At 68.0% G+C, this 21949-nt stretch carries 12 protein-coding genes, 3 rRNA genes and 3 pseudogenes; 15 read left to right on the top strand and 3 right to left on the bottom strand.

Annotated features, from left to right (window positions below; genetic code table 11):
- Positions 1 to 67: 67 nt before the first annotated feature.
- The 15 genes and pseudogenes from FB559_RS34360 to FB559_RS34430 all read left to right on the top strand — a co-directional run.
- A pseudogene (locus FB559_RS34360) lies at positions 68 to 421 on the top strand (DUF899 family protein); the annotation flags it as partial.
- Positions 372 to 1400: an N-acetyl-gamma-glutamyl-phosphate reductase gene (gene argC, locus FB559_RS34365; protein ID WP_141961091.1), complete on the top strand. Its 1029-nt coding sequence runs from the start codon at positions 372 to 374 to the stop codon at positions 1398 to 1400. The pseudogene FB559_RS34360 and the gene argC, both read left to right, overlap by 50 nt.
- Positions 1397 to 2551 carry a bifunctional glutamate N-acetyltransferase/amino-acid acetyltransferase ArgJ gene (gene argJ / locus FB559_RS34370; RefSeq protein WP_141961093.1) on the top strand — a complete coding sequence of 385 codons (1155 nt, stop codon included), beginning with the start codon at positions 1397 to 1399 and terminating at the stop codon, positions 2549 to 2551. The genes argC and argJ overlap by 4 nt, the downstream gene beginning before the upstream one ends.
- Entirely contained in the window at positions 2548 to 3462 is a 915-nt protein-coding gene (gene argB, locus FB559_RS34375; RefSeq protein ID WP_141961094.1) for an acetylglutamate kinase, read from the top strand. Before argJ ends, argB begins: the two co-directional genes overlap by 4 nt.
- Positions 3459 to 4631 carry an acetylornithine transaminase gene (locus tag FB559_RS34380; RefSeq protein ID WP_141961095.1) on the top strand — a complete coding sequence of 391 codons (1173 nt, stop codon included), beginning with the start codon at positions 3459 to 3461 and terminating at the stop codon, positions 4629 to 4631. Before argB ends, FB559_RS34380 begins: the two co-directional genes overlap by 4 nt.
- A pseudogene (locus FB559_RS34385) lies at positions 4628 to 5125 on the top strand (arginine repressor); the annotation flags it as partial. The gene FB559_RS34380 and the pseudogene FB559_RS34385, both read left to right, overlap by 4 nt.
- A gap of 229 nt (positions 5126 to 5354) precedes the next feature.
- Positions 5355 to 6554, top strand: coding sequence for an argininosuccinate synthase (locus FB559_RS34390; RefSeq protein WP_141961098.1), 1200 nt, complete (start codon positions 5355 to 5357; stop codon positions 6552 to 6554).
- 65 nt (positions 6555 to 6619) lie between these two features.
- Positions 6620 to 8044 carry an argininosuccinate lyase gene (gene argH, locus FB559_RS34395; RefSeq protein WP_185792537.1) on the top strand — a complete coding sequence of 475 codons (1425 nt, stop codon included), beginning with the start codon at positions 6620 to 6622 and terminating at the stop codon, positions 8042 to 8044.
- The gene (locus FB559_RS34400; RefSeq protein ID WP_141962106.1) at positions 8044 to 8670 is read left to right on the top strand and encodes a DNA-3-methyladenine glycosylase; all 627 of its coding nucleotides are present in this window, start codon (positions 8044 to 8046) and stop codon (positions 8668 to 8670) included. The genes argH and FB559_RS34400 overlap by 1 nt, the downstream gene beginning before the upstream one ends.
- 66 nt (positions 8671 to 8736) lie before the next feature.
- On the top strand, positions 8737 to 10005 hold the full coding sequence (gene tyrS, locus FB559_RS34405) for a tyrosine--tRNA ligase (RefSeq protein WP_141961100.1): 1269 nt from the start codon (positions 8737 to 8739) through the stop codon (positions 10003 to 10005).
- Positions 10006 to 10204: 199 nt separating this feature from the next.
- Positions 10205 to 10464 (top strand): annotated as a pseudogene (locus tag FB559_RS46930) (IS982 family transposase); the annotation flags it as partial.
- 1306 nt (positions 10465 to 11770) lie between these two features.
- Positions 11771 to 13285 (top strand): 16S ribosomal RNA (locus FB559_RS34415).
- Positions 13286 to 13763: 478 nt separating this feature from the next.
- Positions 13764 to 16910, top strand: a 23S ribosomal RNA gene (locus FB559_RS34420).
- Positions 16911 to 17012: 102 nt separating this feature from the next.
- Positions 17013 to 17129: ribosomal RNA gene (gene rrf / locus FB559_RS34425) — 5S ribosomal RNA — on the top strand.
- Together the 16S, 23S and 5S rRNA genes form the textbook arrangement of a ribosomal RNA operon.
- 1357 nt (positions 17130 to 18486) lie before the next feature.
- The gene (locus FB559_RS34430) at positions 18487 to 19173 is read left to right on the top strand and encodes a tetratricopeptide repeat protein (RefSeq protein ID WP_141961103.1); all 687 of its coding nucleotides are present in this window, start codon (positions 18487 to 18489) and stop codon (positions 19171 to 19173) included.
- A gap of 365 nt (positions 19174 to 19538) precedes the next feature.
- Here the strand turns inward: FB559_RS34430 and FB559_RS34435 are convergent, their stop codons facing one another.
- From FB559_RS34435 to FB559_RS34445, 3 genes are all read right to left on the bottom strand, one after another.
- Entirely contained in the window at positions 19539 to 20684 is a 1146-nt protein-coding gene (locus FB559_RS34435; protein WP_141962107.1) for an RNA polymerase sigma factor, read from the bottom strand.
- Positions 20685 to 20690: 6 nt separating this feature from the next.
- Positions 20691 to 21101, bottom strand: a complete 411-nt coding sequence (locus tag FB559_RS34440) for a YciI family protein (protein ID WP_141962108.1) — start codon at positions 21099 to 21101, stop codon at positions 20691 to 20693.
- A 257-nt stretch (positions 21102 to 21358) separates the two neighbouring features.
- On the bottom strand, positions 21359 to 21862 hold the full coding sequence (locus tag FB559_RS34445) for a pyridoxamine 5'-phosphate oxidase family protein (protein WP_246122308.1): 504 nt from the start codon (positions 21860 to 21862) through the stop codon (positions 21359 to 21361).
- Between the last annotated feature and the right edge of the window lie 87 nt (positions 21863 to 21949).

Consider the following 21949-nt stretch of genomic DNA (forward strand, 5'->3'; position numbering starts at 1 on the left):
ACACCCCCGATCGTCTCGCTACAAGAGTGGGAGGCCGCGCGCGAGCGGCCGGCCGGACCATGCCTGCCCCGGCTGTTCCCTCGTGGCCGATCAGGTCGCCCATGTCGCCCACCTCAACGCCCGTGACACCACCCTCGTCTTCGCCTCGCGCGCGCCGCAGCCGGACATCGAGCGGGTGAAGGCGCGGATGGGCTGGACGATGCCCTGGTACACCATGACGGATGGGTTCGACGCCGACCTCGGCGTGGACGAGTGGCATGGCACGAACGCGTTCATCCGCGCCCTCTCCGTCCGGGGCGAAGATCGACCTTGCATGACGATGCATCTCAATGCATACTTTCAGCACTACCCCTTGTGGACGGAGACGACGAATGGGTGTGCGTGCTGCGGTCGCCGGGGCCAGTGGATATGCGGGCGGTGAGCTGCTGCGCGTCCTCGCGGGTCATCCCGGCTTCGCGATCGGCGCGCTGACCGCCGGCACCAGCGCCGGCACACGGCTCGGCGCGCACCATCCGCAGCTTCACCCGCTCGCCGACCGCGTGCTGGCCGAGACGACCGCCGAGACCCTCGCCGGGCACGACGTCGTCTTCCTGGCCCTGCCGCACGGGCAGTCCGGTCCCCTCGCCGCCACCCTCGGCGACGACGTGCTCGTCGTCGACTGCGGCGCCGACTTCCGGCTGGACGACCCCGCCGAATGGGAGCACTTCTACGGCACGCCGCACGCCGGCACCTGGCCGTACGGCCTGCCGGAGCTGCCCGGCGCACGTGACCGGCTGCGCGGCACGCGACGCATCGCGGTGCCCGGCTGCTACCCGACCGTCTCGCTGCTCGCGCTCTTCCCGGCGTACGCCGCGGGCATCGCCGAGCCCGACGCCGTCGTGGTCGCCGCGTCCGGCACCTCCGGCGCGGGCCGCTCGCCCAAGCCCAGCCTCCTCGGCAGCGAGGTCATGGGCGCGATGAGCGCGTACGGCGCAGGCGGTGCCCACCGGCACACCCCCGAGATCATCCAGCAGCTCTCCGCCGTGGCGGGGCGGCCGGTCACCGTGTCGTTCACCCCGACCCTCGCGCCGATGAGCCGGGGCATCCTCGCCACGTGCACGGCGAAGGCCGCGGAAGGGCTCACGGCAGCTGGGCTCCGCGAGGCGTACGAGCGCGCCTACGCCGACGAGCCGTTCGTACGCCTGCTGCCCGAGGGCGACTGGCCCTCCACCGCCATGACGCTCGGCGCGAACATCGCCGTCGTCCAGGTCGCGCTCGACGAGCGCGCCGGCCGGGTCGTCGCGGTGGCCGCCATCGACAACCTCGCCAAGGGCACCGCCGGCGGTGCGGTCCAGAGCGCGAACCTCGCCCTCGGACTGCCCGAGGATCTCGGCCTCACCACGATCGGAGTAGCCCCGTGAGCGTGACCGCCCCACTCGGCTTCAGGGCCGCCGGAGTCGCCGCCGGCCTCAAGAACGGCGGGCAGCGCGACCTCGCGCTGGTCGTCAACGACGGCCCGTCGCGCGCGGCGGCGGGGGTGTTCACCCGCAACCGCGTCAAGGCCGCGCCGGTGCTGTGGTCCGAGCAGGTCCTGCGCGGCGGACGGGTGCACGCGGTCGTGCTCAACTCCGGAGGCGCGAACGCCTGCACCGGGCCCGACGGCTTCCAGGACACGCACCAGACCGCGGAGAAGGCCGCCCACGTCCTCGGCGATTCCGCGGGCGAGATCGCGGTCTGCTCCACCGGCCTGATCGGCGACCGGCTGCCGATGGACAGCCTGCTGCCTGGGGTGAGCGCCGCCGCCGGGGAGCTGTCCCGCGACGGCGGGCTCGCGGCCGCCGACGCGATCCGCACCACCGACACCGTCGCCAAGATCGCCTTTCGGCGGGCGCCCACCGGCTACACGGTCGGCGGCATGGCCAAGGGCGCGGGCATGCTCGCCCCCGCACTGGCCACCATGCTGTGCGTCATCACGACCGACGCCGAGGCCGACGCGAAGACGCTCGACCGGGTCCTGCGGCACGCGACCGAGCTGACCTTCGAGCGGCTCGACACCGACGGCTGCATGTCCACCAACGACACGGTGCTGCTGCTGGCCAGCGGCGCCGCAGGAGTGCCCGCGGACGAGGCCGAGCTGACCAGGACGGTCACCGACGTCTGCGCCGACCTGGCACGCCAGCTACTGATCGACGCCGAGGGCGCCACCAAGGCGATCGCGATCGAGGTCGTCGGGGCGGCCAACGACCACGACGCCGTCATCGTCGGCCGCGCCGTCGCGCGCAGCAACCTGCTCAAGTGCGCGATCCACGGAGAGGACCCCAACTGGGGCCGGGTGCTGGCCGCCGTCGGCACCACGGAGGCGGTGTTCCAGCCCGAGCGCCTCGGCGTCGCCATCAACGGCGTCTGGCTGTGCCGCAACGGCGCGTTCGGCGACGACCGCTCCAAGGTCGACATGCGCCCCCGCGACGTCACGATCACCGTCGACCTCAGCGCCGGCACCCACGGCGCCACGATCCACACGACCGACCTGACCGCTGAATACGTCCACGAGAACTCCGCATACTCCTCATGACCACCGAAGACACGACGAAACGCGCCCGTGGCACCGCCGACGCCCTGGGCAAGGCGGCCACGCTCATCGAGGCCCTGCCGTGGCTCGAGGAGTTCCACGGCAAGACCGTCGTGATCAAGTACGGCGGCCACGCCATGGCCGACGAGACGCTCCGGCCGGCCTTCGCCCAGGACGTCGCGTTCCTGCGCTACGCCGGCCTGCGCCCGGTCATCGTGCACGGAGGCGGACCGCAGATCAACGCCCAGCTCGACCGGCTCGGCATCGAGTCCAGCTTCAAGGCGGGCCTGCGCGTCACCACCCCGGAGACCATGGACGTCGTCCGCATGGTCCTGGTCGGCCAGGTCAGCCGCGACGTCGTCGGCATGCTCAACCGGCACGGCCCGTTCGGCGTCGGAATGTCGGGAGAGGACGCGCGACTCTTCACCGCCGAGCGCAAGCCCGCGGTCGTCGACGGAGTGAAGGTCGACATCGGCCAGGTCGGCGAGATCGTCCAGGTCGACGCCGGCTCGGTGCGCAGCCTCCTCGACGACGGCCGCATCCCGGTGATCTCCAGCATCGCGCGTGGGGAGGACGGCCAGGTCTACAACGTCAACGCCGACACCGCGGCGGGCGCGCTGGCCGTCGCCCTGCAGGCTGCCAAGCTGGTCGTGCTGACCGACGTCGACGGCCTGTACGCCGACTGGCCGCCGTCCGGCGACCCCGGCGACGTGATCGCCCGGTTGACCGCCGGTGACCTGGAGGCCATGCTGCCGGACCTGTCGGCGGGCATGGTGCCGAAGATGGAGGCGTGCCTGCGCGCCGTACGCGGGGGAGTGCCGCGGGCCCACGTGCTCGACGGCCGGATCCCGCACTCACTGCTACTGGAAGTCTTCACCGACGAGGGGATCGGCACGATGGTGGTGCCCGAATGAGCGATCTGAGCGCACGCTTCGAAGCGGCCATGATGCCCAACTACGGCCTGCCGCCCGTGGCTCTCGCCCGCGGCGAGGGCTGCCGGGTCTGGGACGTCGACGGCAAGGCCTACCTCGACCTGATCGGCGGCATCGCGGTCTCCGCGCTGGGGCACGCGCACCCGGCGCTGGTCGCGGCCGTGTCGGCGCAGGTGGGCACGCTCGCGCACACGTCCAACCTGTTCCTGCACGAGCCCGAGGTGCTGCTGGCCGAACGCCTGCTCCAGCTGCTCGGCGGCGACGGACGCGTGTTCTTCACCAACTCCGGCACCGAGGCCAACGAGGCCGCCTACAAGCTCGTACGCCGCCACGCCGGACCGGACCGCACCTACGTGGTCGCGGCCGAGGGGAGCTTCCACGGCCGCACGATGGGGGCGCTGGCGCTGACCGGCAAGACCTCGATCCGCGAGCCGTTCGCCCCGTTCGGCGCCGACGTACGCTTCGTGACGTACGGCTCGGAGGAGGCGCTTCGCGCGGCCGTCACCGAGGAGTGCGCGGCGGTCTTCCTCGAGCCCACGCAGGGTGAGGGCGGCGTGGTTCCGGCGCCGGAGGGCTACCTCGCCGCGGCCCGGCGGATCTGTGACGAGACCGGCGCGGCCCTGGTGCTCGACGAGATCCAGAGCGGCATCGGCCGTACCGGCGTGTGGTTCCAGCACCAGCGCGAGGGCGTACGCCCCGACGTGATCACTTTGGCCAAGGGCCTCGGCGGCGGCCTGCCCATCGGGGTGTGCGTCGGCTTCGGCCCGTACGCCACGGCGTTCGGCAAGGGCGACCACGGCTCGACGTTCGGCGGCAACCCCGTCTCCTGCGCGGCGGCGCTCGCCGTACTCGACACGATCGACAAGGAAGGGCTGCTCGAGAGCGTCGGCACCGTCGGTGACCTGCTCGCCGCCGGCATCACGCGGACCGGCCATCCCCTGGTGGCGGGGGTACGCGGCAGTGGCCTGTGGCGCGCGATGGTCCTGTCCGAGCCCAAGGCGGCCGCCGTGGAGGCGGCGGCGCGTGACGCCGGTTTTCTCGTCAACGCCGTCCAGCCGGACGCCGTCCGGCTCGCCCCGCCTCTGATCATCACGTCCGAGGAGGCCGCGTCCTTCGTCGCGGCACTCCCGGAGATCCTGAGCAAGGCATGACGACGCCTCTGACGAAGACCGCGCGGCAGTCCCGCATCATCGAGCTGCTGGGCCGCAACGCCGTGCACTCCCAGAGCGAGCTGGCCAAGCTGCTGGCCGACGCCGGAGTCGACGTGACCCAGGCGACGCTGTCGCGCGACCTCGTGGACATCGGCGCGGTCAAGCTGCGCGCCGCGGACGGCTCGCTGATCTACGCGGTGCCGGGAGAGGGCGGCGAGCGCATCCGCCGGGCACGCACCGGAGGGGCCGAGACGTTCACCGGGCGCCTCGCCCGGCTCGCGCAGGAGCTCCTCGTCTCCGCCGAGGCATCGGCCAACCTCGTGATCGTCCGTACGCCTCCGGGCGGCGCGCAGTTCCTCGCCTCGGCGATCGACCACGCCGACTGGACGGCCGTGCTCGGCACCGTCGCCGGCGATGACACCGTGCTCGTCATCTCCCGCGACGCGACCGGCGGCGCGGACCTCGCCGCCTCACTGCTGGCGCTGACCGACCGCGAGCGTCCGCACCGGAGCCCGCGCGCCGGGCTCGAAGAGCCCGGCCCGTCGCAGGTGACGTCGCCGTGGGGCCCGGCGGACGAAATGCCGTCCGTACCCGCCGGAGGCGCCTTCGTCACGCACCCGGCTCCCGAGAACGCGGAGCGACGATCCTAGGGCGCCCGTCCGCCTCCGACGGCGCCCCGGCACGCCGCTGAAACGTTCTCGTCCCTCCCAGAGGAGCCTCACCATGACCGAACGCGTCGTACTCGCGTACTCCGGGGGCCTCGACACCTCCGTCGCCATTCCGTACATCGCCCAGGAGACCGGGGCGGAGGTGATCGCCGTCGCGGTCGACCTCGGGCAGGGCGGCGAGGATCTGGAGGTCATACGGAAGCGCGCGCTCGCCTGCGGCGCCGCCGAGGCGGTCGTCGCCGACGCCAGGGAGGAGTTCGCGGCGGACTTCTGCTTCCCCGCCCTCAGGGCGAACGCGCTCTACATGGACCGCTACCCGCTGGTGTCCGCACTGTCCCGCCCGCTGATCGTCAAGCACCTGGTCGCCGCCGCGGAGCGGTACGGCGGCACCACGGTCGCGCACGGCTGCACCGGCAAGGGCAACGACCAGGTCCGCTTCGAGGTCGGCCTGGCCGCCCTCGACCCGGGCCTCAAGGTGATCGCCCCGGCACGTGACTTCGCCTGGACGCGGGACAAGGCCATCGCGTTCGCCGAGGAGAAGGGCCTGCCGATCGACGTCTCCTCCCGGTCGCCGTACTCCATCGACCAGAACCTCTGGGGCCGCGCCGTCGAGACCGGCTTCCTGGAGGACATCTGGAACGCCCCGACCGAGGACCTGTACGCCTACACCGCCGACCCCGCACGGCCGCGCGAGGCGGACGAGGTGGTCATCACGTTCACCGAGGGCGTCCCGGTCGCGCTCGACGGCCGCGCGCTCGGCCCGTACCAGATCATCGCCGAGCTCAACCGGCGGGCGGGCGCCCAGGGCGTCGGCCGGCTCGACATGGTCGAGGACCGGCTCGTCGGCATCAAGAGCCGCGAGGTCTACGAGGCACCGGCCGCGATCACGCTGCTCGCCGCGCACCAGGAGCTGGAGAACGTCACCGTCGAGCGCGACCTGGCCCGGTTCAAGCGCGGCGTCGACCAGCGGTGGAGCGAGCTGGCCTACGACGGGCTGTGGTTCTCGCCGCTGATGGACGCGCTCAACGTCTTCGTCGCCGAGGCGCAGCGGCACGTCTCCGGTGACGTCCGGCTCACGCTGCACGGAGGCCGTGCCGTCGTCACCGGCCGGCGCAGTGGCGCGTCGCTGTACGACTACGACCTCGCGACGTACGACACCGGCGACACGTTCGACCAGAGCCTGGCCAAGGGCTTCGTCGAGCTTTGGGGCCTGCCGAGCAAGATTGCCGCGAAGCGTGACCGCGTGGTCGGCTGATCATCGCCGGACCGTGATAATGCAGTAGTTACCGCCTGTCGTCGAGTTGTGGGAGAAGAACCAGCGTGACGGATGAGCAACACCGCAGGACGCCGACCAGGCTGTGGGGCGGACGGTTCGAAGGGGGCCCGTCGGAGGCCCTCGCCCGGCTGTCGGTGAGCGTGCAGTTCGACTGGCGCCTCGCCCCGTACGACCTGCTGGGCTCACGGGCCCACGCACGGGTGCTCCACCGCGCGGGCCTGCTCACCGAGGACGAGCTGGACCGCATGCTCGGCGCGCTGGACGATCTGGAGGAGGCCTGCCGTACGGGCGAGTTCCGGCCGGCCGTCGCGGACGAGGACGTGCACACGGCGCTCGAGCGCGGGCTGCTGGAGCGCCTCGGCACCCTCGGCGGCAAGCTGCGCGCCGGCCGTAGCCGCAACGACCAGGTCGCCACCGACCTGCGGCTCTACCTGCGTGACCACGTACGCCAGATCGTCTCGCGGCTGGTCGAGCTGGAGACCGCGCTCATCGCCCAGGCCGACCAGAACATGGGCGTGGCCGCGCCGGGCATGACCCACCTCCAGCACGCCCAGCCGGTGCTCTTCTCCCACCAGCTGCTGGCCCACGTCCAGGCGTACGCCCGCGACGTCGACCGGCTGCGCGACTGGGACAAACGTGCCGCCATCAGCCCGCTCGGCTCCGGCGCGCTGGCCGGGTCGTCGCTGCCGCTCGACCCGGAGGCGGTCGCCGACGAGCTCGGCTTCGACGCGGCCGCCGCGAACTCCATGGACGCGGTCAGCGACCGCGACTACGCCGTGGAGTTCCTCGCCGCCGCCGCACTCATCGGCGTGCACCTGTCGCGGCTGGGCGAGGAGGTCGTGCTGTGGGCCTCGCAGGAGTTCCGGTGGATCGAGATGGACGACACCTACGCCACCGGTTCCTCGATCATGCCGCAGAAGAAGAACCCGGACGTCGCCGAGCTGGCCCGCGGCAAGTGCGGCCGGCTCATCGGCCACCTCACGGCGCTGCTGACCACGCTCAAGGGCCTGCCGCTCACCTACAACCGTGACCTGCAGGAGGACAAGGAGGGTGTCTTCGACGCGGTCGAGACGCTGCTGCTCGTCCTCCCCGCCATGGCCGGGCTCATCGCGACGATGAGGGTCAACACGGAGCGGCTGGAGGCCCTGGCGCCTCAGGGGTTCGCCCTGGCCACCGACCTGGCCGAGCTGCTCGTACGCCGGGGCGTCGCGTTCCGCGAGGCGCACGAGGTCGTCGGTCACCTCGTGGTCTGGTGCCAGGTCAACGACAAGGACTTCGGCGACCTCACCGACGACGAGCTGGCCAAGGTCTCCCCGCACCTGACCCCCGACGTACGCGACGTGTTCTCGGTGCAGGGCGCGCTCGCCGCCCGCAAGGCGTACGGCGGCACCTCGCCCGAACGCGTGGGCCAGCAGCTCACCGCGCTGCGCTCGCTCGCGGACGACCACGCCTCGTGGGCCGCCTCCTGATGGAAGCCGTGCTGGAGCGTGGGTTCTTCGATCGGCCGGCCGAGGAGGTCGCACCCGACCTGCTCGGCCGCACGCTCTGGCACTCCACCCCGGAGGGGGTCGTGTCGGTACGGCTGACCGAGGTGGAGGCGTACGCCGGCTCGCTCGACCCGGCATCGCACGCCTACCGCGGCCCCACGAAGCGCAACGCCGTGATGTTCGGGCCGCCCGGTTACTCGTACGTCTATTTCACCTACGGCATGCACTTCTGCATGAACCTCGTCTGCCTGGGCGAGGGCACCGCGGAGGCCGTGCTGCTCCGCGCCGGCGAGATCATCGAGGGCCGCGCGCTGGCACTGTCGCGACGCCCACGGTCGTCGGAACGGGACCTGGCGCGTGGGCCGGCCCGGCTGTGCGAGGCCCTGGGCATCGGCCGGGAGCAGTACGGGCTGGACGTGTGCGACCCGTCGAGCCCGCTGCGGATGCTGTACGGCTCGCCGGCGTCGGCCGTACGGACCGGCCCGCGTACGGGCGTCACCAGCGCCAAGGACGTGCCGTGGCGGTTCTGGATCGACGGGGACCCGAGCGTGTCGCCGTACCGCCTCCACGCGCCGCGCCGCCCCCGTGCTGTGATGGACCAGGGCTGAAACCGTTACCGTGATCGCCTGCCGTTCCGGCATGCTGGATGACCTGTGGTTGAGACGAGGAAGAACGTGACCGACATCCTGGATGACCTCGCATGGCGGGGTCTGATCGCGCAGTCCACCGACCTGGACGAATTGCGGGCCATGCTCGCCGCGGGACCGGTCACGCTCTATTGCGGCTTCGACCCTACGGCGCCGTCGCTGCACCTCGGGAACCTCCTGCAACTGCTGTTCCTGCGCCGCTTCCAGCAGGCGGGCCACCGGACGATCGGCCTCGTCGGCGGCGCCACCGGCCTGATCGGAGATCCGTCCGGAAAGAGCACCGAGCGCGTGCTCAACTCCGAGGAGACCGTCGCGGCCTGGGTGGCGCGCATCCGTGAGCAGGTGTCACGCTTCCTGTCCCTCGAAGACGACCGGGGCATGATCGTCAGCAACCTCGACTGGACCGCCCCGATGTCGGCGATCGAGTTCCTGCGCGACGTCGGCAAGCATTTTCCGGTCAACCGCATGCTCGCCCGCGAGACGGTGAAGTCGCGGCTCGACACCACGGGCCTCAGCTACACGGAGTTCTCGTACGTGCTGCTGCAGTCCCTGGACTTCCTGGAGCTGTACCGCCGCTACGACTGCCGGCTGCAGACCGGCGGCAGCGACCAGTGGGGCAACCTGACGTCGGGCGTCGACCTCATCCGCCGGGCCGAGGGGGGCACGGCACACGCGCTGACGACCCCACTCGTCACGCGGGCGGACGGCACCAAGTTCGGCAAGACGGCGGGCGGGGACACCTACTGGCTCGACGCCGAGCTCACCACGCCGTACGCCTTTTACCAGTTCTGGCTGAACGCCGACGACCGCGACGTCGCCGGCCTCCTGAGGTTCTTCAGCTTCCGAGGCCGTGAGGAGATCGAGGAGCTGGAGAAGGCCACCAGTGACCGCCCGGCCGCCCGCGCGGCCCAGCGGGCGCTGGCGGAGGAGCTGACGACGCTGGTGCATGGTGCTGAGGAGACCGCCCGGGTGATGGCGGCGTCCCGCGCGCTGTTCGGCCAGGGGGAGCTGGGGGAGCTGGACGAGCGCACTCTGGAGAGCGCGCTCGCCTCGGTACCGTCGGCCTTGGTCCCCGAACCACTGCCGGCCGTGGTGGACCTCCTGACGGAGACGGGTCTGGTGTCGAGCAAGTCGGAGGCCCGCCGCACGATCACCCAGGGCGGGGCGTACCTGAACAATGTCAAGGTCACCGACGAGGCAGCCGTGCCGGAGCGGGCCGACCTGCTCCATGGCCGCTTCCTCGTACTCAGGCGCGGCAAGCGCAATGTCGGCGGCGTCACGGTCGCGAAGGACTGATCCACCGGGCCGCCGCCGGGGGTGAGCCTCCCGTCGCGCCTGGGCGCCTTGACCGACCGGTGCGCTCTGCGGGGTGCGCGCGGGTACGTGTTCCGTGACGAGATGCCGTCTGGCCGAGCGGCGTCCGGCGGCCTAGATCGTCGATGGGATATCGCTGAAGCGATCGTGGGCATGAAGGAAGGGCGCCCAAGATCAGTGGGTGAGGACAGACCTAGACGCCCTTCTGGCCGCGCTCTATGTGCATCTGGATGATCATGTCCTGCCGACGCGGAGGAGGGGGCGGGCCGGCCTCGGTTGCTGAGTGATGCCGAGCTGATCTGCGTCGCGATCGCGCAGGTGTTGCTGCGTTGTGAGGACGAACGCCGCCGGCTGTGGCTGGCGCCCGCCCGCATCGGTCATCTGTTCCCACGCCTGCCGTCCGAATACAACCGGCACCTGCGTGCACTGGGCCCGCTCATGTCCCACTCCGGCGGTAAGACGCGCAGCGTTCACGTCCTGAGTAGGCACGAGCGGCACCTGCTTGGGCGCATTTCGTCACCGGACCGACCGCCCCTGGGACACCTCCCGGCGACCGCAGCCGCCTATGCCGCGTCGGCCCCGCCGGGCTCGGTGGTCAGATGGCCACTCAGGCGTGAAGTTCGCGCTTCTTCTCGGAGGCATTTCGCCACGGAACGGAACGCGGCGCTGGCTTCGCCAGGGCCGCGCCCCGAGGGCGCGACCGCTCCCGATGCTCACCACGACCGATTTGTGGGCCTCGGCGCGAAGACGCCGTTCAGATCACTGCGCCTTGGGCCTGCACGAGGTCGGTGTCTCGACTCCCAGGCGCCAACCAGGTGCTCATGCGTTGCAGGACAGGCGACGCCTCCGGCGGCACCTCGGCCGCACAGGTGGCCGCGGGGCCGCCGTTCCGGCGCGGGCTTCACCACCGCGTACCCGGCCACCGGGCGGCACGTCGGCCTCAGCCGATCTCAGGAACCCCGCGGCCCTCAAGGCTGTTCGGGCTCGTACGGCCGGCGTGAACCGATCGGTCTCCGCAAGGCGTGGTGGGTCTGCTGAGGGCCCTGTGACGGGGCTGGCCGGGCGGCTCGGTGGGGGTCGAATTGGCGATCACGGTCTGGTCACGGAAGGCGGCGTATCGCCGCAAACGGCCAAGAAACCGGCCTTTGAGCTGCGCAGTCGCGCAATTTACCGCAATTTGACGCACCGGAGCAGGCCACGTAACGTTCGTGTTGTCCGAGAGGGAACGGGGTGCCGGGAAGCGGCCCCGACCTTGAGGGAAGACTTCCACTGGACTCCTTGGTCCGGACCACGGTCCGGTTCACGGTAGACTAGAGAAGTTGCCCCGGTGAACGGGATGCAGGACGCCTTTCGGTGGCCGGCCCGGATGGGGATCTTCGGTAGGTGCCAACCTCGGCTGTTTCGGCTGGGCTTGTACGTGCTGAAGGGGCTGTTTCTGGCCAGTTGGGTTGATCTTCGGGATCTTTGCAGGTTCTGGGGTTGACTTGGTGGCTGGGGATGGTAAGTTAGATGGGTTGCCCCGGAGAGGGTCCGGTTGGATCTTTGATGGTGTGTGTCCGTTTCTTGAGAACTCAACAGTGTGCTAAAAGCCAGTGCCTTTAGGTCCTCGACCGAGGCGGCTGGGTGGGTCCCTTTGCGGGCTTGTCTGGTTGTTTTGGTTTTGGATTTCTTTGGCAAGATATGATTCTTGCCAGGATTTTTTCGGTTTGGTTTGGCAGCTGCCCAGTGGGTGGTTGTCGTTGTGACCTTAACGGAGAGTTTGATCCTGGCTCAGGACGAACGCTGGCGGCGTGCTTAACACATGCAAGTCGAGCGGAAAGGCCCTTCGGGGTACTCGAGCGGCGAACGGGTGAGTAACACGTGAGTAACCTGCCCTTGGCTCTGGGATAAGCCCGGGAAACTGGGTCTAATACCGGATATGACCATTGGATGCATGTCTGATGGTGGAAAGTTTTTCGGCTGGGGATGGACTCGCGGTCTATCAGCTTGTTGGTGGGGTAACGGCCTACCAAGGCGACGACGGATAGCCGGCCTGAGAGGGTGACCGGCCACACTGGGACTGAGACACGGCCCAGACTCCTACGGGAGGCAGCAGTGGGGAATATTGCGCAATGGGCGAAAGCCTGACGCAGCGACGCCGCGTGGGGGATGAAGGCCTTCGGGTTGTAAACCTCTTTCACCACCGACGAAGCTAACGTGACGGTAGGTGGGGAAGAAGCGCCGGCTAACTACGTGCCAGCAGCCGCGGTAATACGTAGGGCGCAAGCGTTGTCCGGAATTATTGGGCGTAAAGAGCTCGTAGGCGGTCTGTCACGTCTGCCGTGAAAACCCGAGGCTTAACCTCGTGGCTTGCGGTGGATACGGGCAGACTAGAGGTAGGTAGGGGAGAACGGAATTCCCGGTGTAGCGGTGAAATGCGCAGATATCGGGAGGAACACCGGTGGCGAAGGCGGTTCTCTGGGCCTTACCTGACGCTGAGGAGCGAAAGCATGGGGAGCGAACAGGATTAGATACCCTGGTAGTCCATGCCGTAAACGTTGGGCGCTAGGTGTGGGGTCCTTCCACGGATTCCGTGCCGTAGCTAACGCATTAAGCGCCCCGCCTGGGGAGTACGGCCGCAAGGCTAAAACTCAAAGGAATTGACGGGGGCCCGCACAAGCGGCGGAGCATGTTGCTTAATTCGACGCAACGCGAAGAACCTTACCAAGGTTTGACATCACCGGAAAACTCGCAGAGATGCGGGGTCCTTTTGGGCCGGTGACAGGTGGTGCATGGCTGTCGTCAGCTCGTGTCGTGAGATGTTGGGTTAAGTCCCGCAACGAGCGCAACCCTCGTTCCATGTTGCCAGCACGTAATGGTGGGGACTCATGGGAGACTGCCGGGGTCAACTCGGAGGAAGGTGGGGATGACGTCAAGTCATCATGCCCCTTATGTCTTGGGCTGCAAACATGCTACAATGGCCGGTACAAAGGGCTGCGAGACCGTGAGGTGGAGCGAATCCCGGAAAGCCGGTCTCAGTTCGGATTGGGGTCTGCAACTCGACCCCATGAAGTCGGAGTCGCTAGTAATCGCAGATCAGCAACGCTGCGGTGAATACGTTCCCGGGCCTTGTACACACCGCCCGTCACGTCACGAAAGTCGGCAACACCCGAAGCCGGTGGCCCAACCCTTGTGGGGGGAGCCGTCGAAGGTGGGGCCGGCGATTGGGACGAAGTCGTAACAAGGTAGCCGTACCGGAAGGTGCGGCTGGATCACCTCCTTTCTAAGGAGCACCTGGCCACACACACTCGAGGGTTCTCGGGGTGTGGGGTCCATGACTCATGCTGCGGGCGAATGTTCTGCGGGTGGGTTGCTCATTAGTGGAGCACTGGCTATTCGATTCTCATTGGTTGATCCCAGACGCGAGTACTGCCTCTACTCTTCGGAGCGGGGGTTCAGGAAACCCGTCGGACGGATGGGTCGGGGAGGGTCGAGCACACTGTTGGGTCCTGAGGAAACGGACACCAGGATTTGTTCTGGTGTTGGTTGTCTTCAGGTCGCCTTTGAGCCTGTCCTGCCACGGTTGGTGGGGTGGGTTTGGGCGTGCGGGCCGGTCTTGCCGTCATACCGCATCCATGGCTTCTTCCCTTGTGTGTTGTCTGTGGGGTGGGGGGTTTTGGGTGGTTTGGTGGTGGTGTGGGTTGGTGTCCGTTCGTGTTTTGAGAACTGCATAGTGAACGCGAGCATCTTGTAACTTTTGTGTTCAAGTTTTTAAGGGCACACGGTGGATGCCTTGGCATCAGGAGCCGATGAAGGACGTGGGAGCCTGCGATATGCCCCGGGGAGTTGGCAACCGAGCGTTGATCCGGGGGTTTCCGAATGGGGTAACCCAGCACCCGTCATGGGGTGTTGCCGCCGTCTGAATTGATAGGGCGGTTGGTGGTAACGCGGGGAAGTGAAACATCTCAGTACCCGCAGGAAGAGAAAACAACAGTGATTCCCTGAGTAGTGGTGAGCGAAAGGGGATGAGGCTAAACCATGCGCGTGTGATAGCCGGCGGGCGTTGCGTGTGTGGGGTTGTGGGAGCATCTGTATCTGGTCCGCCTGGCCGGATGTGAAGTTATAAAACGGTTGGGTAACCGAACGGCCTGGAATGGTCGACCGTAGTCGGTGATAGTCCGGTAGGTTAAACCTTTCCGTCTTCATATGGTGTTTCCCGAGTAGCACGGGGCCCGTGAAATCTCGTGTGAATCTGCCAGGACCACCTGGTAAGCCTAAATACTCCCTGATGACCGATAGCGGACTAGTACCGTGAGGGAAAGGTGAAAAGCACCCCGGTGAGGGGGCGTGAAATAGTACCTGAAACCGTGTGCCTACAAGCCGTCAGAGCGTTAACACCCTTTCGGGGGTGTTGTGATGTGATGGCGTGCCTTTTGAAGAATGAGCCTGCGAGTTATGGTGTGTGGCGAGGTTAACCCGTGTGGGGGAGCCGTAGCGAAAGCGAGTCTGAATAGGGCGTTTTTAGTCGCATGCTGTAGACCCGAAGCGGAGTGATCTACCCATGGGCAGGTTGAAGCGCGGGTAAGACCGTGTGGAGGACCGAACCCACCAGGGTTGAAAACCTGGGGGATGACCTGTGGGTAGGGGTGAAAGGCCAATCAAACTCCGTGATAGCTGGTTCTCCCCGAAATGCATTTAGGTGCAGCGTCACGTGTTTCTTGCCGGAGGTAGAGCTACTGGATGGCCTAGGGGGCCTACAAGCTTACTGAAGTCAGCCAAACTCCGAATGCCGGTAAGTGAGAGCGTGGCAGTGAGACTGCGGGCGATAAGGTTCGTAGTCGAGAGGGAAACAGCCCAGATCATCGGCTAAGGCCCCTAAGCGTGTGCTAAGTGGTAAAGGATGTGGAGTTGCCGTGACAACCAGGAGGTTGGCTTAGAAGCAGCCACCCTTGAAAGAGTGCGTAATAGCTCACTGGTCAAGTGATTCCGCGCCGACAATGTAGCGGGGCTCAAGCACACCGCCGAAGCCGTGGCACTCCAACACGTCCCTAGTGAGGGTTTTCGGATCCTTGTTCAGGGGTTGGGGTGGGTAGGGGAGCGTCGTGTGGGCGGTGAAGCGGCGGCGTGAGCCAGCCGTGGAGGCCACACGAGTGAGAATGCAGGCATGAGTAGCGAATGAGGGGTGAGAAACCCCTCCGCCGGATGACCAAGGGTTCCTGGGGCAGGCTAATCCGCCCAGGGTAAGTCGGGACCTAAGGCGAGGCCGAGAGGCGTAGTCGATGGACAACGGGTTGATATTCCCGTACCCGCTGACACGCGCCCATGCTGAACCCACTGACACTAACGCCGCAAGCTCACCTTGTAACCTTCGGGTTGTTTGGTGGGGGAGCTGCGGACCTGAGGTGGTAGTAGGCAAGTGATGAGGTGACGCAGGAGGGTAGCTCAACCCAGGCGATGGTTGTTCCTGGGGTAAGCATGTAGCCCGGTGTGTAGGCAAATCCGCACACCATTAAGGGTGAGATGTGATGCCGAGCCGATTTAGGTGAAGTGAGTGATCCCATGCTGCCGAGAAAAGCCTCTAGCGATGTGTGTCGGCGGCCCGTACCCCAAACCGACTCAGGTGGTCAGGTAGAGAATACCAAGGCGATCGGGTGAACTGTGGTTAAGGAACTCGGCAAATTGCCCCCGTAACTTTGGGAGAAGGGGGGCCCCTGCTGGTGACCAGACTAGCTCTGTGGAGCTGGTGGGGGTCGCAGATACCAGGGGGAAGCGACTGTTTACTAAAAACACAGGTCCGTGCGAAGTCGTAAGACGCTGTATACGGACTGACGCCTGCCCGGTGCTGGAACGTTAAGGGGACCGGTTAATCCGCTTCGGCGGGTGAAGCTGAGAACCTAAGCGCCAGTAAACGGCGGTGGTAACTATAACCATCCTAAGGTAGCGAAATTCCTTGTCGGGTAAGTTCCGACCTGCACGAATGGCGTAACGACTTCCCCACTGTCTCAACCACAGGCCCGGTGAAATTGCACTACGAGTAAAGATGCTCGTTACGCGCAGCAGGACGGAAAGACCCCGGGACCTTCACTACAGCTTGGCATTGGCGTTTGGAGCGTCTTGTGTAGGATAGGTGGGAGACTATGAAGCTCATACGCCAGTATGGGTGGAGTCATTGGTGAAATACCACTCTGGTCGTTTCGAGCGTCTAACCCGCACCCGTGAATCCGGGTGGGGGACAGTGCCTGGTGGGTAGTTTAACTGGGGCGGTTGCCTCCCAAAATGTAACGGAGGCGCCCAAAGGTTCCCTCAGCCTGGTTGGCAATCAGGTGTTGAGTGCAAGGGCACAAGGGAGCTTGACTGTGAGACAGACATGTCGAGCAGGTGCGAAAGCAGGGCCTAGTGATCCGGCACCGACGTGTGGAAGTGGTGTCGCTCAACGGCTAAAAGGTACCCCGGGGATAACAGGCTGATCTTGCCCAAGAGTCCATATCGACGGCAAGGTTTGGCACCTCGATGTCGGCTCGTCGCATCCTGGGGCTGGAGTAGGTCCCAAGGGTTGGGCTGTTCGCCCATTAAAGCGGCACGCGAGCTGGGTTTAGAACGTCGCGAGACAGTTCGGTCCCTATCCGCTGTGCGCGCAGGAGACTTGCGAGGGTCTGTCCCTAGTACGAGAGGACCGGGACGGACGAACCTCTGGTGTGCCAGTTGTACCGCCAGGTGCATGGCTGGTTGGCTACGTTCGGTCGGGATAACCGCTGAAAGCATCTAAGCGGGAAGCCTTCCTCAAGATGAGGTCTCCCAACCTACGGGTTGTAAGGCCCCCAGCTAGACGACTGGGTTGATAGGCCAGAAATGGACGCACCGCAAGGTGTGGAGTTGACTGGTACTAATAGGCCGAGCGGCTTGAACACACACAACAGACTTAACTGCTGTGCTCTATGTTCGCGTTCACTATGCGGTTCCCGGGACACGACCGGGAACCACTCACCGGAGTCGTGCTCCTGTTCAGGCGTTTCGGTGGTCATAGCGGTGGGGAAACACCCGGTCCCATTCCGAACCCGGAAGTTAAGCCCTCCAGCGCCGATGGTACTGCACCGGGGACGGTGTGGGAGAGTAGGACACCGCCGGACATAACATGAACAAAAAGGGCCGCCCTTGATCAGGCGGCCCTTTTTGTGTTGTCCAGGCACAATGAGAGCCTGAGCGTCTCCAGCTGAACGGTCTGATGTGATGAGCGCGGAACAAGACAAGCGGGACGGCGACGCGGAAGATCGACGCCCCCGCCAGAGAACTACAGGCCGCACCGGCGGCGCGAGCGGCTCCCGCGATCGTCAGGGAGGTGCCCGCGGCGCCTCATCCGGTGGCTACCAGGGCCGCGATGCCGGCCGCCCGCGACGCGATGGAGCCCCTGGCAAGAAGACGGGTGGGCCCTCCGGCGGGCGGGACTTCCAGAAGAAGCGCGATGACGAAGGCCGTACCGGCGAGCGTCGTCCTCGAACGTTCCGCGGAAACGAGTCCGAGAGCTCGTACCGCGACCGCCCACAGCGACGCGACGGCGCAGGTTCGTACGGCAAGCGCGACGACTCCCGTCGCACACCGGGCTCGGGCGGACGCCGCTTCGAGGGCAAGGGCTCCGAAGGCAAGGGCCAGGAGGGGCGCTCGCCCCGGACACCTGGCCGATACGAGCGGAACGACTCCGCCGCCCCGCGAGGACCGCGCCGGGACCGCCCCGAAAGCGGCACCCCCCAGCGCGACGGCGCCGAACGCCGCGGTGGTGGTGGGTTCCGGGGCCGTGAGGGTTCCGGTTCTGGTTCTCGTCCTGCGGGTTCGGGTGGTGGGTTCCGGGGCCGTGAGGGTTCGGGATCTGGTTCTCGTCCTGCGGGTTCGGGTGGTGGGTTCCGGGGCCGTGAGGGTTCCGGTTCTGGTTCTCGTCCTGCGGGTTCGGGTGGTGGGTTCCGGGGCCGTGAGGGTTCGGGATCTGGTTCTCGTCCTGCGGGTTCGGGTGGTGGGTTCCGGGGCCGTGAGGGTTCCGGTTCAGGTTCTCGTCCCGCGGGCTCCGGTGGTGGGTTCCGAGGGCGTGACGGGTCAGACTCGGGCGCCCGGCCCGCCGGTGGGGAGAGGGGTGGCCCTCCGCGCCGTGAAGGCGGCGGTTCTGAGCGTACGGGCGCGGGGCCCAGAGGTGGGTCTCAGCGACGCGACGATGCTCGCGGCGGACGCAGGGACGGCGGTCGGCCCACTACTGGTCGGCCGACCGAGGGTGGCGGACGTAGAGACGGTGGCCGGCCCTCTGAGGGTGCCGGACGTAGAGACGGCGGCCGGCCCTCTGAGAGTGCCGGACGCCGGTTCCCCGACCGTGGCGGAAAGAAGCCCGGCGAGCGTGACGGCCGTGGCCCGTCCGACCGCGGCCGCAAGCCGTTCGAACGCGGCGGCCGGTCCGACGCGGAACCCCGGCCGAGGCGGGAGCCCGGCCCGCCCATCCCCGAGGATGTGACCGGCGACGAGCTCGACCGCGCCGCCAAGTCCGACCTCAAGACACTCCCCAAGGACCTCGCCACCGACGTCGCCCGCCACCTCGTGATGGCGGGCCGGCTGATCGACGACGACACCGACCTCGCGTACCAGCACACGTTGGCCGCCAGGCGGCTGGCCGCGCGCGTGGGCGTCGTACGCGAGGCGTGTGGCCTGGCCGCGTACCACGCGGGCCTGTGGTCCGTGGCGCTCTCCGAGCTGCGTGCCGCGCGAAGGCTGACCGGTCAGGAGGCGGCGTACCTCGCCGTCATGGCCGACGCCGAACGCGGCCTGGGCCGCCCGGAACGCGCCCTCGACCTGGCTCGCTCGGATGAGGCGAAGCGACTGCCCCTGGCCGAGGCGATCGAGATGCGGATCGTGGAGTCGGGCGCCCGGCGTGACCTCGGGCAGCACGGTGCCGCCGTCCTGGCACTCCAGATTCCCGAACTCAAGGACGAACGCCTGCGGCCATGGTCGGCCCGCCTCTTCTACGCGTACGCGGACGCCCTGGCCGAGGCCGGCCGGGAGGACGAGGCGGGCGACTGGTTCGCACGCGCCGCCGCCGCGGACCGGGACGGCGAGACCGACGCCGCCGAGCGTTACGCCGAGATCGAGGGCCTCGAGATCATCGACGACGAAGACGACGAGGTTCCCGAAGAGGACTGAGCGTCCGCGCTCCCCGGCCGGTCCCGCGGACAGGCGGCTCGACCGGCCGGGATACGAGCGGCCTGCCCGCAGCAGGGGCACCGCACTGATCGAGTACGCGGAACGCCGGCGGGCGACCGTACACGACACGACGAAGGTCAGTGAGCCGGCCGGTACGCGCCGGATCCCGCTACACCCGTCCCCGGGACACCGGCCGACGCGCAGCGGGTCGACTTCGAATGGCCCACTGGGCCTGCCCGCCGACTAAGGGCCGATGCCGCGTCGGCGTGGGCGTCCGTACCACGGGACATCGGCATCTCGTACGCGAGTGACGCGGTCCGGCCGGCAGGGTGAACGTCTCCATCGGATCGGTGAACGCCCGCCGCTCAACGGCGCAGCTTTGCGTTGAGCCGTGCGGCCTGTCGCGTGAGGTGGTCGCGTTCGGGGACGCTGGGCGCCGATCGGGCGGCTTCGGCGTAGAGCCGTGCGGCGGTCACGGGGTCCCCGTCACGCTCGTGCAGGTACGCCGCGACGGCGGCGTGGCGGGGCAGGGCGGGGTCGAGCCCCGCCAGGGCCGCCAGGCCGGCTCGCGGTCCGTCGGCCTCGCCGACCGCGACGACCCGGTTGAGGCGTGCCACCGGGTTGCCGGTGAGGCGTACCAGTTCGTCGTACCACTCGACGATCTGCACCCAGTCGGTCTCCGCGGCCGTACGGGCGTCGGCGTGGAGCGCGGCGATGGCGGCCTGGGCCTGGTACTCGCCCAGGCGATCGCGGGCGAGGGCCGCCTGGAGGATGTCGACGCCCTCGGCGATCAGGTGGGTGTTCCACAGGCTGCGGTCCTGCTCGGCCAGAGGCACGAGCCTGCCGTCGGCGCCGGTACGTGCCGGGCGCCGTGCGTGGTGGAGCAGCATGAGCGCGAGCAGGCCCGCGACCTCCTCATGGCTGGTCCTGGCCGCCAGCTGGCGCGTGAGCCGGATCGCCTCGGCGGCGAGGTCGACGTCGCCGGAGTAGCCCTCGTTGAAGACCAGGTAGAGCACGCGCAGCACCGTCGCGACGTCACCGCGCTGGTCGAACCGGATACCCGAGACGGTCCGCTTGGCCCTGCTGATCCGCTGGGCCATGGTCGCCTCCGGCACGAGGTAGGCCTGCGCGATCTGACGCGTGGTCAGGCCGCCGACCGCGCGCAGCGTGAGTGCGGCGGCCGACGCCGGTGTCAGGGACGGGTGCGCGCACAGGAAGTACAGCTGGAGCGTGTCGTCCACGACCTCGGCCGGGCCGGGCGTGGGTTCGACCTCGAGGCGTACCTCGCGGTGCTTGCGGGAGGTGTCGGCGCGTGCGGCGTCGAGGAACTTTCGCCAGGCCACGGTGACCAGCCAGCCCGTGGGGTCGCGCGGAGGGTCGTCCGGCCACACGCGTACGGCCTCGACCAGGGCGTCCTGCACGGCGTCCTCGGCCGCCGCGAAGTCGGCTCCGCGGCGGCCGAGGACGCCGATCACTGTGGGGGTGAGGGCCCGCAGCAGGGACTCATCCACCATGCGTCACTCCGTGACGCACGTCGAATGCGCGCCCAGGAACGGGCGGACCTCGAGCCACTCGTGGATCGGTTTCCCGCCCGCGCCCGGAGCCGCCGACAACTCACCGGCCAGCTCGAGCGCCCGCTCGTAGGTCTCGACGTCGATCACCATCCAGCCGGCGATCACGTCCTTGGTCTCCGCGAACGGGCCGTCGGTGACCGGCGGCCGCCCCTCGCCGTCGTAGCGGACGAACGTGCCTTCCGGGGAGAGCGCCTGAGTGTCGACGAACTCGCCGGTGTCCTCGAGCCGGGCGGCGAAGTCCCGCATGTACTGGACGTGGGCCGAGACCTCCTCGGGCGTCCACTGGTCCATCGGCACGTCGTTGACCGATGCCGGCGCGCCTCGGTAGTGCTTGAGCAGCAGGTACTTGGCCATCATGTTCTCCTTGGCGCGGTACGGCCCAGGTGGCCGTGTTCACTGCGGGGACGGAGCCGCGGGCGGGTTCTCGACATCCCATCGGGACTTTTTCCCGGCGGACTTCGATGACACTACGCACTCCGCGGCGGAGCCGCCTCAGGTCCGAGACGCGGTGGGGGGCCGGCGGCGCCGCTTCTCGACCGGAACCCGGTGCGGCCTGGAGCCTTGTCCGCGGCCCGGTCGAAGGGCGGGGCGGATCCACGCGGCACCGCCGTTCAGGCACGCTGACGCTCATTCCGCTGCCGGACCAGCTCCTCGACCGCGCTCGGCAGCGTCGTCTCGAAGTCGATCAGCTTCGCCCATGTCGGGGTCACGACGATCCGGACCATGCCGTCGTAGAGCGAACGCACCTCCGCCTCCCAGCCGACCCGTTGCTCGGGCGTCATCTGGTAGGAGCCGTTCATCTGGAGGTACTCGTCGGGGATGCCGTCGACGGCGTCCAGCTCGGCCTGGCCGCGGATGAGCAGGATCTTGGGCGGGTGCACCTCGGTGTCGATCGTCAGGGCGACCGTCGGGTTCTCGCGCAGGGCCGGGAGCTTCGGAGCGTTCGTCGACGTGCACATGACGATCTCCGAGCCGTTCCAGGTGAACCCGATCGGGACGTTGCGCGGTGTGCCGTCCTTGGCGACGTAGGCCAGGCGGGTCAGGTCGCGGGCCAGCAGTTCCTGGCTGTTCGGCCGGTTCAGAACATCGGTGATCTCGTTCGGTTGCACGGTCATCCCTCCCATTGTCGTCTTCTTGGTCGGTCGCGGCTCGGTCGCATCGGTCGCAGGTCGGCGGAGACGGAGCCGTGGCCGGGCTGCTCG

Origin of the sequence: Actinoallomurus bryophytorum (assembly GCF_006716425.1) — a bacterium.
In the GTDB taxonomy this organism is placed as follows: domain Bacteria; phylum Actinomycetota; class Actinomycetes; order Streptosporangiales; family Streptosporangiaceae; genus Actinoallomurus; species Actinoallomurus bryophytorum.

Excerpts from the sequence above, each read along its gene's own strand:
- argC (WP_141961091.1), top strand. The coding sequence starts at position 372 with ATGGGTGTGCGTGCTGCGGTCGCCGGGGCCAGTGGATATGCGGGCGGT.
- argB (WP_141961094.1), top strand. The coding sequence starts at position 2,548 with ATGACCACCGAAGACACGACGAAACGCGCCCGTGGCACCGCCGACGCC.
- FB559_RS34380 (WP_141961095.1), top strand. The coding sequence starts at position 3,459 with ATGAGCGATCTGAGCGCACGCTTCGAAGCGGCCATGATGCCCAACTAC.
- FB559_RS34390 (WP_141961098.1), top strand. The coding sequence starts at position 5,355 with ATGACCGAACGCGTCGTACTCGCGTACTCCGGGGGCCTCGACACCTCC.
- FB559_RS34400 (WP_141962106.1), top strand. The coding sequence starts at position 8,044 with ATGGAAGCCGTGCTGGAGCGTGGGTTCTTCGATCGGCCGGCCGAGGAG.
- FB559_RS34440 (WP_141962108.1), bottom strand. The coding sequence starts at position 21,101 with ATGGCCAAGTACCTGCTGCTCAAGCACTACCGAGGCGCGCCGGCATCG.
- FB559_RS34445 (WP_246122308.1), bottom strand. The coding sequence starts at position 21,862 with ATGACCGTGCAACCGAACGAGATCACCGATGTTCTGAACCGGCCGAAC.